A 15,708-nucleotide genomic window follows, 5' to 3' on the forward strand; every position below is an offset into this window, starting at 1 on the left:
GGGACGGTATTCCCCCCTCGCCTGAAGGCGATGATCCCCTGCCGAGGTTCTGATGGGCCGTGACGTACCCTCCGTCTCCTTCAGCCGGGAGGACCGCCGCCGCTACCGGGACAAGGTGAAGCTGTCGCTGGACGTTCTGGCGGGGATGCTGCGGGAGTCGCGGTTCGAGTGCGACCGGCCCCGGATGGGCATGGAGATCGAGCTGAACCTGGTCGACTCCCGGGGCGAGCCGGCGATGAAGAACGCCGAGGTCCTGGCCGCCATCGCGGAGCCCGACTGGGCGACGGAGCTGGGCCAGTTCAACGTCGAGATCAACGTCCCGCCGCAGGTGCTGTCCGGCGAGGGCAGCCGCCTGCTGGAGGAGTCCGTACGGCTGCGCCTCAACCGGGCGCGGGAGCGGGCGGCGCGCGTCGGCGGGCAGCTCATGCTGGTCGGCATCCTGCCGACGCTGCGCGAGAGCGACGTCAGCGAGGCGACCCTGTCGGCCAACCCCCGCTACAAGCTGCTGAACGAGCAGATCTTCGCCGCCCGTGGCGAGGATCTGCACCTCATGATCGAGGGAGTGGAGCGGCTCGACACCTACGCCGACAGCATCACCCCCGAGGCGGCGTGCACGAGCGTGCAGCTCCATCTGCAGGTGAGTCCCGAGACGTTCGCCGACCACTGGAACGCGGCCCAGGTCATCGCCGGTCCGCAGGTCGCGGTCGCGGCCAACTCGCCGTTCCTGTTCGGCAAGGAGCTGTGGCGCGAGACCAGGATCAGCCTGTTCGAGCAGGCCACCGACACCCGGCCGGAGGAGCTGAAGGCCCAGGGCGTGCGGCCGCGCGTCTGGTTCGGGGAGCGGTGGATCACGTCGGTCTTCGACCTGTTCGAGGAGAACGTCCGCTACTTCCCCGCGCTGCTGCCCCTGTGCGACGAGGAGGACCCGAGGCGGGTGCTCGACGAGGGCGGGGTGCCCGAGCTGCACGAGCTGCGCCTGCACAACGGCACCGTCTATCGCTGGAACCGGCCCGTCTACGACGTCTCCGAGGGCATCCCCCACCTGCGGGTGGAGAACCGCGTGCTGCCCGCCGGACCGACGGTGGCCGACATCGCCGCCAACGCCGCGTTCTACTACGGGCTCATGCGCGTGCTCCCGGCGGCCGGGCGGCCCGTGTGGACGCGCATGTCCTTCGCCGCCGCCGAGGACAACCTCCGCAACGCCGCGCGGTACGGCCTCGACGCCCGCCTCTACTGGCCGGGCCTGGGGGAGGTGCCCGCCGCCGAGCTGATCCTGCGCAGGCTGCTGCCCATGGCCTACCACGGGCTCGACCTGTGGGAGGTCGACCCGGTCCAGCGCGACCGGCTGCTCGGCATCATCGAACGGCGCTGCGTGACCGGCCGTACGGGGGCGGACTGGCAGGTCAGGGCGGCCCGCGCGTTCGGCGGGGACCACGAGGCGCTGCGCCGTATGACGCTCCGCTACCTGCAGCACATGCACACCAACGAGCCCGTCCACACCTGGGGAATCTAAAAAGCTCGCGTTCGGCGACAGATGCAGATCTTTGCCGCCTAAATGGCTATTTAGAGGCGGCGGTCGCCGGGAGCCTCGTGTGCGCCGGTGGCGATGGGAGCATGGCGGGCGTGACGACGAACCGGACCAGGCGGACGGGTGTGCTGGGCGGCGTTCTCGGCGCTCTCGGCGTGCTCACGGCCGCGAACGTGCTCAACAACCGGGCCGCCCGGCGGTGGGCGCCGCTGACCTCGGCGGTCGCGACCGGCGCGCTGCTGCTGATCGCCCGCGGCGAGGGGATCACCTGGCGGGAGCTGGGCGTGCGCCGCGCCCGCGCCGGGGCCGTGACCGGGGGCGCGCTCGCCGCCGGCGTCGCGGCCGTCTACGCGGCGGGCGTCGCCCACCCCCGCACCCGCGCGCTGTTCCACGACGAGCGCGCGCTGGCCCTGTCGCGCCGCCGGGTGCTGGAGGAGGCACTGGTCCAGGTGCCCTTCGGGACCGTGCTGCTGGAGGAGGTGGGCTTCCGCGGCGTGCTGCCCGCCCTGCTCGGCCGCTCGCTCCCGCCGCGTACGGCCGTCGCCGTCTCGGCCGCGCTGTTCGGGCTGTGGCACGTGTTGCCCGCGATGGACATGGCCGTGGCCAACCCCGCTCTCGGCCGGCTGACCGCCGGGGAGGCCCCGGACGAGGCCGCCGGCCCCATGAGGACGGCACGACCGGAAGCGGTGAGGAGGGAGACGGAGGGACAGGAGACGGTGAGGACGGTGAGGACGGCGCGGTTGGAGACGGCGCGGCTGGTGGCGGGGACGGTGGCGTCCACTGCGGTGGCCGGGCTCGTGTTCCACGGGCTGCGCCACCGCGCCGGGCTGCTCGCGCCCGCGCTGCTCCACCTGGCGACGAACTCCCTCGGCTATGCCGCCGCCCGGGTGGCGCGCCGCCTCGATCAGCCCTCGCGGGGGTCGGCCAGGCCGGTCCGGTAGGCGTACGCGACCGCCTGGGCCCGGTCGCGCACCCGGACCTTCGCGAAGAGGTTGTTGATGTGCGTCTTGACCGTGGCCTCGCTGATGAAAAGGGTGCCGGCGATCTCGGCGTTCGACAGGCCGCGCGCGATGAGCCGCAGGACCTCCGCCTCGCGCGGCGTCAGCCCGTCGGGCGGCGTACCGGCGCTGGACGAGGGCCCGGTGCTGGACGACGGCCCGATGCTGGAGATTGGCCCCGTGCCGGACCATGGACCCGTGCTGGAGATTGGCCCCGTGCTGGACGACGGTCCGGCGCCTGGTGACGGTCCGGCGCTTCGCGCTGCCCCGGCGTCCGGGGGCGTCCCCGCTCCCGGCCTCCGGCCCGCTCGGGGTGTCTCGCGGGCGTGGCGCGTCGAGAACCGCGACCGGTGCGGCGCGGCGTCCGGGCCGGGCGTCCCGCCGGGTGGTGCGGCGCCGGTGTCGCCTCCCGTGCCGGTGACGGTGTTCAGAAGGCGGCGCTGCACGCCGGGGTCGAGCTGCGCGTCGCCGTTCATCACCGTGGTGACGGCACGGGCGATCTCCTCGGCGTCGGCGCTCTTGGTGAGGAAGCCGCGCGCCCCGGCCCGCAGCGCGGCGAAGACCGACTCGTCGTCGGTGTACGTCGTGAGCACGACGACCTGGGTGTCCGGGAACTCGGCGCGGATCCGCCGGGTCGCCTCGACCCCGTCCATCCGGGGCATGCGCAGGTCCATGAGCACCACGTCGGGCCGTTCGCCCGCGACCAGGCGGAGCGCGGCCTCGCCGTCGGACGCCGACCCCACCACCTCCATGTCCGGCAGCAGGCCGAGCAGCAGGACGAGCCCGTCGCGCACCACGGCCTGGTCATCGACCACGAGCACGCGGGCGGTCATGCCGGCACCCGCAGCCGGACCCGGAAACCGTGCTCGGTCTCGCCTGCCTCCAGCGTGCCGCCCAGGAGTTCGGCGCGTTCGCGCATACCCACGAGACCGTATCCTCCTCCCGGCGTCCCCGGCGCGTCACTCGGGGGGTTGACGACCTCCAGCTCGCACGTCCGGTCGCCGAATCTCAGCCGTACGGTGGCGGGGGAGCCCGGAGCGTGCCGCCGCACGTTGGTGACGGCCTCCTGGGCGGTGCGGATCATCGCCAGCTCGGTTTCGGGCGGCAGCCGGCGTTCGTGACCGGAGACGACGACGGCGCACTCCCTGCCGGTCGCGTCGCGGAACTCCCCGGCGAGCGCGTCCAGTGCGGCGGGCAGCGGCTGGGCGTCGTCGCGGAGCGCGGCGACGGCTCTGCGTGCCTCGTCGAGGCCCTGCTTGGCCAGCTCACGGGCGCGTTCGACCCGGTCGAGGGCCTCCTGCGACCGGTCGGCGCGCAGCAGCAGCCGGGCGCCCTCCAGATGCACGATCTGCGCCGACAGGGAGTGCGCGAGGATGTCGTGGATCTCCCTGGCGATCCGGGCGCGCTCGGCCAGCACGGCCTCGCCCGCCTGGGCGGCGGTGGCGGCCCTGCGCTGCTTGATGGCGTAGGCGACCGCGAAGACCACGCAGATCGAGACGCACAGGCTGAGGTCGCGCTGCTGCGCCTCGGGGGAGACCGGCGGCAGCAGTCCCATGGCGCTCGATCCCAGGCCCGCCAGGGCCAGCAGCAGGAGCGGCAGCGACCATCTCAGCGGATGCCGTACGGCCGCGGCCCCAACGGCGAACATGAGCACGGCGACGGCCGGGCTGCTGTCGGAGACCATGTCGAGGGCGATGGCCGCCACGATGGTGAGCCCGATGAGGACGGCCTCCGCCGGTCCGTCGTTCCAGCGTCCCGGCAGGATCGGCCGCAGCCGGATGACGACCATGAGGGACAGCGTCACGGCGATCGCGGCGGTCAGCGCGGTGATGGCGAGCCTATCGCCGGTCAGGCCGAACCCCGGCGGGCCGGTCGCCTGCCCGCCGACCAGCAGGGCGATCACGGCCAGCCGCAGGAACGCGCCGGCGATCGCGTTCCTGCGGCTGGACTCTCGGCCGGCCTGGACATATCCGTCACGACTGGGCACGTCCCGACGTTAGCGGGCCGTCTGGATACCCGATGCGGGGCTGGTGGGCAGGGCGTTCGCCCGCCGGGCGACGACGAGGAACTGCACACCGAGGGTCACCCCGACGAACAGGAGCACGGAGCTCTGCGACGAGGCGAGGCCGAGGAAGGAGGTCAGGGCCATCATCGCGACCCGGACGGCGATGGAGCCCACCCAGGCGATGAGGGTCGGGACGCCGCCCTGCGCCCACGCCACGCCGTGCTGGTCGCGCCACACGCGCGTCGTCATGGCCCGCAGCACGCCGAGACCCGCGGCCAGGAGGAGTTCCGCGACGAGCACCGCGATGCTCAGGGACGCGTGACCGGCGTCGACGAGCCCGCCGCCGCCGAGGCCGGCCAGGATCATCACTGCGGCGATGATCAACACCACGGGCCTGGCGACGGGCCTCGGCCTCATCTGCCGGTAGATCACGACGGCGACGACGACGAGGGTGAGGGCGACGATCTGTGTGGTTTCCATGCGCTCGACGGTAGGAATATCGGGCGCGCACCGGATCGGCGCGAGGGTGGAAAACCGGGGTGGAGATCAGCGATCTCCACCCGGGGGTGGAGGACCCGGTCCGCCCGGCTCAGGCGGTGATCACCCGCTGGAACGCCTCCGCGTACGAGCCCTCGGGGAGGCCCGCGGCGGCGGCGTGACCGGAGAGCATGCCCCTGATCATGCCGTCCAGGTCGGGGATGTGCGAGGTCTGGCTCTCGTGCGCGCGCAGCGCGGCGATCTTGCGGTCCACGGTCGAGGTGACGTCGACGTAGTGGTCGGGGGTCATTCCGCCGGTGAGCCACACCTCGCGGACGGTCCAGGCCTCCAGGCCCTCGTCGGCGAGTAGTTCGGGGAAGGCGTAGGGATTGCGGGCGTCGGGGTAGACGGCGTCGAGGGTGGCGCCGCCGACCGCGCGGTGGTCGGGGTGGCTCGGGCTGATCCGCGCGTAGTTGCGCTCGGGGGTCGAGGTGATGACCAGGTCCGGCCGCGCCTGGCGGATCACCCGGGCGATGTCCCGCCGCAGGCCGAGCGTCTGCTCGACCGCACCGTCCTGGTAGCCGAGGAAGCGCAGGTCGCTCACGCCCACGCACTTGGCCGCGGCCGTCTGCTCGGTCCGGCGCAGCGCCGCCATGCCGCCGTTGTCCACCGCACGGTCGAACCCGCCCGCGTCGCCATCCGTGACCAGGCAGTACGCCACCTCGGCCCCCGCCTCGGTCAAGCGGGCGACCGTCCCCGCCGCGCCGAAGTCGATGTCGTCGGGGTGTGCGACGACCATCAGCACCTTCTTGAATTCCGCCTCGTCCAGCACGAGCAGCCCCTCCTCATGGTTCGGCACATCACCTTAAACGTGACTTGCCGGGCGAGTGGGCTCCGGATGTCGGCGCGCGGTCATAACCTAAGGAGAGTGTCCACCCGAGCCGCCACTCATCCGTTGCTCGACGGCCTCAACCCGCAACAGCGGGACGCCGTCATCCACCAGGGCAGTCCGCTCCTGATCGTCGCCGGGGCCGGCTCCGGGAAGACCAGGGTGCTGACGCACCGCATCGCCTACCTGCTGGCGGAGCGTGACGTCCAGCCGGGGGAGATCCTCGCGATCACCTTCACCAACAAGGCCGCCCGGGAGATGAAGGAGCGGGTCGACAAGCTCATCGGGCCGCGGTCCAGGGCCATGTGGGTCATGACGTTCCACAGCGCCTGCGTGCGGATCCTGCGGCGCGAGGCGAAGCGGCTGGGTTTCTCCTCCAGCTTCTCGATCTACGACCAGGCCGACTCCCAGCGGCTCATGGCGATGGTCTGCCGTGAGCTCGATCTCGACCCCAAGCGCTACCCCCCGCGGTCCTTCTCGGCCCAGGTCAGCAACTTCAAGAACGAGCTGATCGACTACGAGACGGCGGCCGACCGGGCCTCGACCCATCTGGAGCGGACGCTCGCCGAGGCGTACCGCACCTACCAGCGGCGGCTCACCGAGGCCGGCGCGATGGACTTCGACGACCTGATCATGCTGACGGTCACGCTGCTCCAGCTCTTCCCCGACGTGGCCGAGCACTACCGGCGGCGGTTCCGGCACGTGATGGTCGACGAGTACCAGGACACCAACCACGCGCAGTACACGCTGATCCGCGAGCTGGTCGGGCGGCCCGAGGTGCGCACCGTCGACGGCGACGTGGTGCGGGAGGGCGTCGAGCCCTCCGAGCTGGTGGTCGTCGGCGACGCCGACCAGTCGATCTACGCCTTCCGCGGCGCGACGATCCGCAACATCCTGGAGTTCGAGCGCGACTATCCGGACGCGCGGACGATCCTGCTGGAGCAGAACTACCGCTCCACCCAGACGATTCTGAACGCCGCCAACTCGGTCATCTCTCGCAACGAGGGCCGCAAGCCGAAGAACCTGTGGTCCGACCAGGGCGCGGGCGCCAAGATCATCGGCTATGCGGCCGACAACGAGCACGACGAGGCCATGTTCGTCGCGCAGGAGGTCGACCGGCTCGGCGACGACCACGGCGTCGCCCCCGGCCAGGTGGCGATCTTCTACCGCACGAACGCCGCCTCCCGCGTGTTCGAGGAGATCTTCATCCGCACGGGCCTGCCGTACAAGGTCGTGGGCGGGGTGCGGTTCTACGAGCGCAAGGAGGTCAAGGACCTGCTCGCCTACCTGCGGGTCCTGGCCAACCCGAGCGACACGGTGTCGCTGCGGCGCATCCTCAACGTGCCCAAGCGCGGCATCGGCGACCGCGCCGAGGCGATGGTCGAGGCGTTCGCCAACCGGGAGCGCATCGCCTTCTGGGATGCGCTGCGCCGGGCCGACGAGGCGCCGGGGGTGGCCACCCGCTCGCTGAACGCGATCCGTGACTTCGTCGCGTTACTCGACGAGTTGCGCGCCAAGGAGCTTCCGCTGTCCGACCTGGCGGAGGAGGTGCTGAGCTCCACCGGCTACCGGACGGAGCTGGAGACCTCGGGCGACCCGCAGGACGAGAGCCGGCTGGAGAACCTCAACGAGCTGATCTCGGTGGCCGCCGAGTTCGAGGAGGCGAACCCGGAGGGCACGCTCGTCGACTTCCTGGAGCAGGTCTCGCTGGTCGCCGACGCCGACCAGATCCCCGAGGGCGACGACAGCGGCGGCGTGGTCACGCTGATGACCCTGCACACCGCCAAGGGCCTGGAGTTCCCCGTGGTCTTCCTCACGGGCATGGAGGACGGCGTCTTCCCGCACATGCGCTCGCTGAGCGACCCGAAGGAGCTGGAGGAGGAGCGCAGGCTGGCGTACGTCGGCATCACCCGGGCCAAGGAACGGCTCTACCTGTCCAGGTCGGCGGTCCGCTCGGCGTGGGGCGCGCCGTCGTTCAACCCCGCCTCGCGCTTCCTGTCCGAGGTGCCGGGCGACCTGGTCGAGTGGCGCGGCGACCCGGGCAAGACCGCCTGGTCCGCCGCGACCTCCCGCCCGGCGGCCCGTACGGCTCCCGCGCAGAAGACGGGTGGCCGGCAGGTCCCGAACCTGTCGCCGGGCGACCGGGTCACCCACGACACGTTCGGGCTCGGCACCGTGGTGGCCGTGGACGGTCAGGCCGAGAAGACGCGCGTGAAGATCGACTTCGGCAGTGAGGGCGAGAAGACCCTGCTGCTCGCCTACGCCCCGATCGACAAGCTCTGAGCCGCTGCTGCCCGGCGCCCGTGCTCCTGGGGTGTACGAGGCGGCGGCGATTGGTTGGGCGGCCGGGCGGGAAACCCGCTCCGGCCGCCACCTGTGCCCGGCCCCCGGGTGGCGGTCACCCTGGAACCGGCCGCCTCTGCCTCACACCTCGCGGGGGGCTCGGCAGCGCGGTGTCACCCGTGCGCGGGTGGCCGACGCGACTCAGTCGCCCAGATCGATGGTGTCCGGCATGTCGGGCACGCTGCCGAGAAGGTCGGCCATGCTCGCGACCTGGCTCTTCGGCGGCGCCTTGACCGTGACCCTCGAACCCCAGCCGACGAACGAGACGGCGCTGCTCGCGTCGACCTCCATGGTCATCTTCTCGTACTTGAGTTTCAGCGTCAGGGTCGTCTGGACCTTCCGTATGAGCTGGTCGCCGCCCACCCACATCTTCCAGGCGACCACGGTCTTGGCCTCGGAGGCGGTCAGGCCCTTCTTCAGGCTCGGCTCAACCGCGGCGAGCTGCTTCAGCGTGATCGCGCCCCGGTAGAGCGTGGTCCTCGCGCCGTTGACGACGCCGCCCGCGCCCTTGGCCTTCGTGGTCGCGAGCACCGCCTTCAGGGTGCGCGCGTCCAGCGGGTTGACGGGCACGCCGTTGCTCCCCAGCACGTCGGCCGGGTTTTTCCCGGGCGTGCGCAGCCACTTCTTGCCTTCGGGGAACAGGCTGGAGAAGACGCCGCCGGTGACGTAGGCCGTACGGCCGACGGTGATGGTCCGGGTGGGCTTGTCGGCGCCCTCGAGATCCTCGTCGAGCAGGGCGCCGTAATTGATTCTCCCCGTCACGTCGGATCCGGTGACACCGGAGCGGCCGAACGCGAGGCGGCCCTTGGCGCTGGACTTGACCGTGGCAATGCCACCGACGTCGATCGTCTCCGAGGACGTGAACCGGACGCCACGGCCGGGGACGAATGCCTTTTTGAGCGCGGCCGTGGGGTCCAGGGGCCGGGCCTGGCTGTCGGTGGTGGTGTGAGCGTGCGCGGGGGCGGCGACGGCGGGCGCCACGAGCGCGGCCGTCGCGGCGCACGCCAGCGCCATGAGTGCTCGCTTCAAGGTGATTCCTCCCGTAAGTGCCCTCGTGATCATGAGGGCAGCCGGGGAATCTTCTCCAAAAATGATCACAAGGGTGTCACGAAAATCCACATTTCCTGTGAGTTTTCATTTTGTAATCCGAGATGCGGGCTGATTGTCATTCGCTGCGAAAGTTCGGATGTGTTCCGATCGAACGTGGGCACGGTGATCCGTCAGGAGAGGCGGGCTCGTGAACGGTCTGCGGGAGCGGCCGGCGGGCGGCCGATGCGGGGCCGTTCCACGGTCCGGACCCGGGCGGCGGTTACGCTTCGGGCAGCGGGCACCGTAAGGAGGTCTTCATGGCAGGCAGGATTCGGGTCGTCGTCGCGAAGCCGGGGCTCGACGGGCACGACCGCGGGGTCAAGGTGGTGGCGCGGGCGCTGCGCGACGCGGGCATGGAGGTCATCTACACCGGCCTGCACCAGACGCCGGAGCAGATCGTCCGTACGGCGATCCAGGAGGACGCGGCGGCGATCGGGCTGTCCATCCTGTCCGGCGCCCACATGACGCTGTTCGCCCGGCTCTTCGAAGTGCTGCGTGAGGAGGGCGCCGAGGACATCGTCGTGTTCGGCGGTGGCATCATCCCCGAGGCCGACATTCCCGAACTGGCCACGATGGGGGTCGCGAGGATTTTCACGCCCGGATCCACGACACAGGAGATCGTGGAATGGGTCCGTTCGGCGGTTCCCGCCATCGTTTAGGCAATTTGCCCAACACTGCCGTACTCCTGGATTGTTGGCAAGGCTCCAGCGGGACCCGGCGACGCGCGCACGCTCGTACGGGGACTAGGCTTCATGCGCGGAAACGCCGGGCGGGACGACGGCGCCCGGCCTCGGACATCAAAAGGGACGGACCCTCGTGGACCTGTTCGAACATCAGGCGAAGGAGCTCTTCGCGGAGTACGGCATCCCGGTGCCGCGCGGAATCGTCGCGCACACCGTGGAGGAGGCGCGGGCGGCTGCGGAGCAGCTCACCGGACGCGTTGTCGTCAAGGCCCAGGTCAAGACCGGCGGGCGCGGCAAGGCCGGCGGCGTGAAGGTGGCCGACGACGTCGCCGACGCGCAGGCGAAGGCGACGCAGATCCTCGGCATGGACATCAAGGGCCACACGGTCCACAAGGTCCTGATTGAGGAGGCCAGCCAGATCGCGGAGGAGTACTACTTCTCCTTCCTCCTCGACCGTGCCAACCGCACCTTCCTCGCCATCTGCTCCGCCTCCGGCGGCATGGACATCGAGGAGGTCGCGCACACCGCGCCGGAGAAGGTGGCGAAGGTGCCGGTCAGCCCGCTGACGGGCGTCGACCGCGCCAGGGCCCGCGAGATCGCGGTGGCGGGCGGCCTGCCGCAGCAGGCGCTGGACGGCGCCGCCGAGCTGATCGAGAAGCTCTGGGCCGTCTTCGTCGACGAGGACGCCTCGCTCGTCGAGGTCAACCCGATGATCCTGTCGGCCGACGGTCAGGTGAAGGCGCTCGACGGCAAGGTCACCCTCGACGAGAACGCGGACTTCCGCCAGGCGGAGCACGCCGCGTACGTCGACAAGGCCGCAGAGGACCCGCTGGAGGCCCGGGCCAAGGAGAAGCACCTCAACTACGTCAAGCTGGACGGCAACGTCGGCATCATCGGCAACGGCGCGGGCCTGGTCATGTCCACGCTCGACGTCGTGGCGTACGCGGGTGAGGAGTTCCCCGGCCAGCCCAAGCCGGCCAACTTCCTCGACATCGGCGGCGGCGCCTCGGCCGAGGTCATGGCGAACGGCCTGGAGATCATCCTGTCCGACCCGTCGGTGAAGTCGGTCTTCGTGAACGTCTTCGGCGGCATCACCGCCTGCGACGCGGTCGCCAACGGCATCGTCTCGGCCTTCCAGCTTCTGCAGGGCCGGGGCGAGGAAGTGACCCACCCGCTGGTCGTCCGCCTGGACGGCAACAACGCCGCCCTGGGGCGGCAGATTCTGGCCGACGCCGCGCTCCCGCGGGTCGAGCTTGTCGACACCATGGACGAAGCGGCCAAGCGCGCCGCCGAGCTCGCCGCGGTAGGTGCGTAATGGCTATCTGGCTCACCGAGAACAGCAAGATCATCGTGCAGGGCATGACCGGCGGTGAGGGCACCAAGCACACCCGCCGCATGCTCGCCGCCGGTGTCAAGGTCGTGGGCGGCGTGAACGCCCGCAAGGCCGGCATCACGCACGAGGGCCTGCCGGTCTTCGGCACGGTCAAGGAGGCCATGGAGCAGACGGGCGCCGACGTGTCCGTCGTCTTCGTGCCCCCGGCCGCCACCAAGGCCGCCGTCCGCGAGGCCATCGACGCCGAGATCCCGCTGTGCGTGGTCATCACCGAGGGCGTGCCGGTCCACGACACGACCGAGTTCTGGGCGTACGCCGTCTCCAAGGGCAACAAGACCCGCATCATCGGCCCGAACTGCCCCGGTATCGCCTCGCCGGGCGCCTCCAACGCGGGCATCATCCCGGCCGACATCACCACCAAGGGCCGCGTCGGCCTGGTGTCGAAGTCCGGCACGCTGACCTACCAGCTCATGTACGAGCTGCGTGACATCGGCTTCTCCACCTGCGTCGGCATCGGCGGCGACCCGGTCATCGGCACGACGCACATCGACGCCCTCCAGGCGTTCCAGGAGGACCCGGAGACCGACGCGATCGTGATGATCGGCGAGATCGGCGGCGACGCCGAGGAGCGCGCCGCGGCCTACATCGACGAGCACGTGACCAAGCCGGTTGTCGCCTACGTCGCCGGGTTCACCGCGCCCGAGGGCAAGACCATGGGCCACGCCGGCGCGATCGTGTCCGGCTCCGCCGGCACCGCCCAGGCCAAGAAGGAGGCCTTGGAGAAGGTCGGCGTCCGCGTGGGCCGCACGCCCAGCGAGACCGCCCGCCTGATGCGCGACATCATGTCCTCGTGATCTTGTAGTTTGTCGCAGGCGGCCCCTTTGGCCTGCGCCACCATCGTTGGTGATCATGCAGTCGCCGGGCGATCGGCGCTCCTGCCAGCGGTTCCGTCATTCGTGACCTTGCACTTTCCGATGAAGTGCAAGGTCACGATGCGTATGAGCCCAGGTCGCAGAGGTGTCCGCGATTTTTCTGCAAGATCACGGATGCTCCGTGTCCAGCTCGGGCGGCTGATGCGCAACAAACTACAAGATCACGGCGATTTTGGGGGGTGGGCGGCGTGGCGACGTGGAAGGAGACGGCGGGGCTGGGATGATGCGGTAGCGTGACGGGCCTTCTCGATCAATTCAGGACCGCTCCCCGCGCCGTGCTCGGCCGCATGGGCGGCGGCGACGACGAGGAGACCCGCCGGCCGCTTCCCGTCTCCGGCATGCTGGCCGCGGTCGGGACGCTCGGCGTCGGCCTCGCCGTGCTCACCACGCTCACGCTCATCGGCTGGATGGCCGCGCCTCGCGGGCCGTTCGGCGAGGGCCTGCCCGGCGTCTTCCGCACGGCCTGCCAGCTCTGGCTCGCGGCCCACCACGCCGGTTTCGCGATCCCCGGCGGCCGGGTGGGCCTGCTGCCCATCGGCCTGATGATCCTGCCGGGGGTGCTGCTCTACCGGGCGGGCCTGTGGATGGCGCGGGACGCCGACCTGCGGGTGCGGATGCCGGCCCGGCTGCCCAAGGGCACGCCGCGCGACCTTGAGAACGCCCGGCGCCGCGCCCAGCTCGTGCTCATCGCCCAAGCCGGCATCTCACTGGCCGCGCCGTACGCGCTGCTCGCCGGGGTGATCGCCCTCGTCTCCGGCAACGAGATCATGCAGCCGTTCCTGGGGGAGGCGCTGGTCAGCCACCTGCTGCTGGCCTTCGTCACCGGCTCGGTGGCCACCGCCCGCACGATCGGGCCATGGCGGTCGATGCTGCGCCTGCTGCCGGAGCGGCCGCGGTCGCTCGTGGTCGGCACGGCCGTCGCGACCTCGCTGATGCTCGTGGCCGGGGCCGTGCTGGTCCTCGGGGCGGTGGTGGTCGACTTCGCCCGGATCCAGCAGATGTCGGAGGTCCTCAGCCCCGGAGTTGTCGGCGGACTGCTGCTCCTGCTCCTGGAGGTCCTCTACTTCTTCAACGCCGTCATCTGGGGCATGGCCTACATCTCGGGGCCCGGTTTCGCCGTGGGCGTCGGGACGCTGGTCGCGCCCACCGGGGTCAAGCTGAGCGCGGTGCCCATGCTGCCGCTGCTGGGCGCCCTGCCGTCGCCCGGCGCCGCGCCCACCTGGGTCATGGGCGTGATCGCGGTGCCGTTCGCGGCCGGGGCGGTCGCCGGCGTGGTGACGGCCCGCGTCGCGCCGACTCCGTCGATCGAGGCCGCGCCGCTGTGGGGGTTCGTCTGCGGGATCACCTCCGGCCTCGTCGCGGGAACGCTCGCCGCGCTGTCGGGCGGCCCGCTCGGCGGGGCGGGCCTGGCCGCTGTGGGGCCCTCTCCCTGGGAGGTGGCGCTGTCGGTCACGCTCGAGGTCGGCGTGGCCGCCGGCATCTCGGCCGGCATCGCCAACTGGTGGCTGATCTCCCGGCGGCCGGCCACCCCGCCCGAGCCGGTGCGGAAGGCCGGCGCCGCGATCGCCAAGGCGGCCGGGCGGGTGCGGCCCGCCCGCGGCGCCCACCTGCCTGGCCACTGGCTGGACGCCACCGAGGCCGACACCCAGCCGATCCCGGTCATCAGGGACGACTGGACCGACGAGCACGCCGCGGCGGCGGCGGAGACCTTCGACGACATGGGCGCGCGGCAGGCCGGCGCCACTCCTCCGGCAGCCGGCATCCCGCGCGGACCGGCCGCGAAGCGTCGTGCCCCGAGCCCCCCGCCGAAGCCGCGCAAGGACATCGTCGACGAGAGCGACGACCGCGGGGGTCACGTCATCTACGTCGATCCCTACGTCTGGGACCGCGACTGAGCCCGCGAAGGAGGCTCGGCGACGGCCGAGGCGAGGCGGTCGCGCAGGTCCGTCAGGCGGGCGATCTCGGCGTCCAGGACGGCGATCCGGCGTTGCACGATGCCGCTTCCGCCGCCGCTTTCGCCTCCGCCGCCGCCGGAGCAGCCGGGGCTGCCGTACGGCGGGAGCGTGTCGCCCTCCAGCAGGTCCAGGCGGTCGGCGCAGCGGGCGACGTCCTCGATGGTCAGGCCGAGGGCGAGCAACTGGCGCACCAGGCGGATGCGGGCGATGTCCCGCGGACCGTACTCCCGCTGGCCCGACGAGGTACGCGGAGGCGGCAGGAGCAACCCACGCTGCTCGTACAGGCGCAACGCGCGTGGCGTGGTCCCGGCCGCCGCCGCGGCGTCGCCGATCCGCATGAGCCCTCCTGTGCCGTCCTCAGACTTCTACGACGACCGTTCCCATGTGCCGCCCCTCGAACAACTCACGTAACGCCCGCGGCGCGTGTTCGATGCCCGTGATCCGCGTGTGCGGGAAGACGACGGCGCCCGAGCGGAGCCAGGCGCCGAAACGCTCCGTCCACTCCGCGTGGATCTCGTCGCCGACGCCGGTGAGGCCGCGGAGGGTGATGTTCCTGGCGATGAGCTGGAAGGCGTCCAGCTCCACCGGGGCCGTCGTGCCGCCGGACGCGGCCGACAGCTGCGTGGCCAGGGTGCCGACCACGACGATGCGGGCACCGGGCCGCGCCGCGGCCACCGCCGCCTGAAGCTGCTCGCCGCCGACCGTGTCGACGACCACATCGACGCCGCCGGGCGCCGCCTCGGCGAGCCGCCCGCCGATCGGGCTCCCGTCGCGGAGCACCACCGCGTCATAGCCGAGCTCGGCGGTCATCCGCTCGGCCTTCGCCGGGGAGCCGGTGGTGCCGATCACGCGTGCCGCGCCCAGCAGCCGGGCGATCTGGCCGGTGAGCGACCCGACGCCTCCGGCGCCCCCGGTGACGAGCACCGTCTCGCCCGCGCGCAGGCGGGCGATCCGGGTCAGGGCGGCGTACGCGGTGGCGCCCGACGCCAGATGCGCGGCCGGATCGGGCAGGGCGTCCCCCAGCGGCGCGGACACGGGGACCACGGCGTACTCACGCCACCCCTGGAAGTGCGCGACCAGGTCGCCCGGCCGCAGCCCGCCGTCATCCGTGCCCCTGACGAAGGGGGCCGTGACGACCTCGCCGACGGCCGGGCCGAACAGCGCGTCTCCGGGACGAAGCGGTGGGAAGGGCGTGCCTGGCACGCCACCGGCGATCAGCGTGCGCAGCGAGGGGAAGACCTGGAACCAGCGGTTGCGCACCAGGACCTCACCGGCCCCCGGCACGGGCAGCGGGACCTCGGCCACGGTCAGGTGCTCTGGGCCGGGAAGGCCGGACGGAACCTCGGCGAGCCGGATCTCCCGTGCGGTGTGCGGCAGGGTTCGGGGCATGGGGAACTCCCACGGTGTCAAGGGGAATAGTGTCGGAGGGGAACGGTGCCGGAGGGGAACCGTTCGTGCGGCGCAGCCGCACGGCCC

Annotated in this window: 14 protein-coding genes; 7 read left to right on the forward strand and 7 right to left on the reverse strand. The window is 71.7% G+C overall.

Translation table 11 applies throughout. The features are described 5' to 3' along the window. Nucleotides 1-52: 52 nt before the first annotated feature. Both FLX07_RS08090 and FLX07_RS08095 read left to right on the forward strand, forming a co-directional pair. Nucleotides 53-1,513 (forward strand): glutamate-cysteine ligase family protein, encoded by a 1,461-nt coding sequence (locus FLX07_RS08090; protein WP_142569169.1) that lies wholly within the window; start codon nt 53-55, stop codon nt 1,511-1,513. Nucleotides 1,514-1,623: 110 nt separating this feature from the next. Continuing rightward, the gene (locus FLX07_RS08095; protein WP_229689529.1) at nt 1,624-2,469 is read left to right on the forward strand and encodes a CPBP family intramembrane glutamic endopeptidase; all 846 of its coding nucleotides are present in this window, start codon (nt 1,624-1,626) and stop codon (nt 2,467-2,469) included. On the opposite strand, the gene FLX07_RS38690 is transcribed toward FLX07_RS08095, so the two are convergent. The 4 genes from FLX07_RS38690 to FLX07_RS08115 all read right to left on the reverse strand — a co-directional run bounded on the left by FLX07_RS38690 (nt 2,433) and on the right by FLX07_RS08115 (nt 5,840). After that, a complete protein-coding gene (locus FLX07_RS38690) occupies nt 2,433-3,359 on the reverse strand; it encodes a response regulator transcription factor (RefSeq protein ID WP_142569173.1) in 927 nt (308 codons plus the stop codon). The two genes, FLX07_RS08095 and FLX07_RS38690, sit on opposite strands and share 37 nt — an antisense overlap. Next, nucleotides 3,356-4,513 (reverse strand): sensor histidine kinase, encoded by a 1,158-nt coding sequence (locus FLX07_RS08105; protein WP_142569175.1) that lies wholly within the window; start codon nt 4,511-4,513, stop codon nt 3,356-3,358. The genes FLX07_RS38690 and FLX07_RS08105 overlap by 4 nt, the downstream gene beginning before the upstream one ends. Before the next feature lie 9 nt (nt 4,514-4,522). Beyond that, a complete protein-coding gene (locus tag FLX07_RS08110; RefSeq protein WP_142569177.1) occupies nt 4,523-5,011 on the reverse strand; it encodes a hypothetical protein in 489 nt (162 codons plus the stop codon). Nucleotides 5,012-5,120: 109 nt separating this feature from the next. Then, nucleotides 5,121-5,840 carry a PIG-L deacetylase family protein gene (locus FLX07_RS08115; protein WP_189104903.1) on the reverse strand — a complete coding sequence of 240 codons (720 nt, stop codon included), beginning with the start codon at nt 5,838-5,840 and terminating at the stop codon, nt 5,121-5,123. A gap of 66 nt (nt 5,841-5,906) precedes the next feature. On the opposite strand from FLX07_RS08115, the gene pcrA reads away from it, so the two are divergent. Continuing rightward, nucleotides 5,907-8,180 carry a DNA helicase PcrA gene (gene pcrA / locus FLX07_RS08120; protein ID WP_142569179.1) on the forward strand — a complete coding sequence of 758 codons (2,274 nt, stop codon included), beginning with the start codon at nt 5,907-5,909 and terminating at the stop codon, nt 8,178-8,180. A 201-nt stretch (nt 8,181-8,381) separates the two neighbouring features. On the opposite strand, the gene FLX07_RS08125 is transcribed toward pcrA, so the two are convergent. After that, nucleotides 8,382-9,269, reverse strand: a complete 888-nt coding sequence (locus FLX07_RS08125) for a hypothetical protein (RefSeq protein ID WP_142569181.1) — start codon at nt 9,267-9,269, stop codon at nt 8,382-8,384. Nucleotides 9,270-9,586: 317 nt separating this feature from the next. On the opposite strand from FLX07_RS08125, the gene icmB reads away from it, so the two are divergent. The 4 genes from icmB to FLX07_RS08145 all read left to right on the forward strand — a co-directional run bounded on the left by icmB (nt 9,587) and on the right by FLX07_RS08145 (nt 14,172). Continuing rightward, nucleotides 9,587-9,988 (forward strand): coenzyme B12-dependent isobutyryl CoA mutase small subunit, encoded by a 402-nt coding sequence (icmB, locus tag FLX07_RS08130; protein WP_142569183.1) that lies wholly within the window; start codon nt 9,587-9,589, stop codon nt 9,986-9,988. 157 nt (nt 9,989-10,145) lie between these two features. Next, nucleotides 10,146-11,327: an ADP-forming succinate--CoA ligase subunit beta gene (gene sucC / locus FLX07_RS08135; RefSeq protein WP_142569184.1), complete on the forward strand. Its 1,182-nt coding sequence runs from the start codon at nt 10,146-10,148 to the stop codon at nt 11,325-11,327. Next, a complete protein-coding gene (sucD, locus tag FLX07_RS08140) occupies nt 11,327-12,199 on the forward strand; it encodes a succinate--CoA ligase subunit alpha (protein WP_142569186.1) in 873 nt (290 codons plus the stop codon). The genes sucC and sucD overlap by 1 nt, the downstream gene beginning before the upstream one ends. A 311-nt stretch (nt 12,200-12,510) precedes the next feature. Continuing rightward, on the forward strand, nt 12,511-14,172 hold the full coding sequence (locus FLX07_RS08145; protein WP_142569188.1) for a cell division protein PerM: 1,662 nt from the start codon (nt 12,511-12,513) through the stop codon (nt 14,170-14,172). On the opposite strand, the gene FLX07_RS08150 is transcribed toward FLX07_RS08145, so the two are convergent. Both FLX07_RS08150 and FLX07_RS38315 read right to left on the reverse strand, forming a co-directional pair. Next, entirely contained in the window at nt 14,151-14,570 is a 420-nt protein-coding gene (locus FLX07_RS08150; protein WP_142569190.1) for a MerR family transcriptional regulator, read from the reverse strand. The two genes, FLX07_RS08145 and FLX07_RS08150, sit on opposite strands and share 22 nt — an antisense overlap. Nucleotides 14,571-14,589: 19 nt before the next feature. Next, the gene (locus tag FLX07_RS38315) at nt 14,590-15,621 is read right to left on the reverse strand and encodes an MDR family NADP-dependent oxidoreductase (protein ID WP_142569192.1); all 1,032 of its coding nucleotides are present in this window, start codon (nt 15,619-15,621) and stop codon (nt 14,590-14,592) included. Between the last annotated feature and the right edge of the window lie 87 nt (nt 15,622-15,708).

Origin of the sequence: Microbispora bryophytorum (genome assembly GCF_006874465.1) — a bacterium.
Taxonomy (GTDB): domain Bacteria; phylum Actinomycetota; class Actinomycetes; order Streptosporangiales; family Streptosporangiaceae; genus Microbispora; species Microbispora bryophytorum.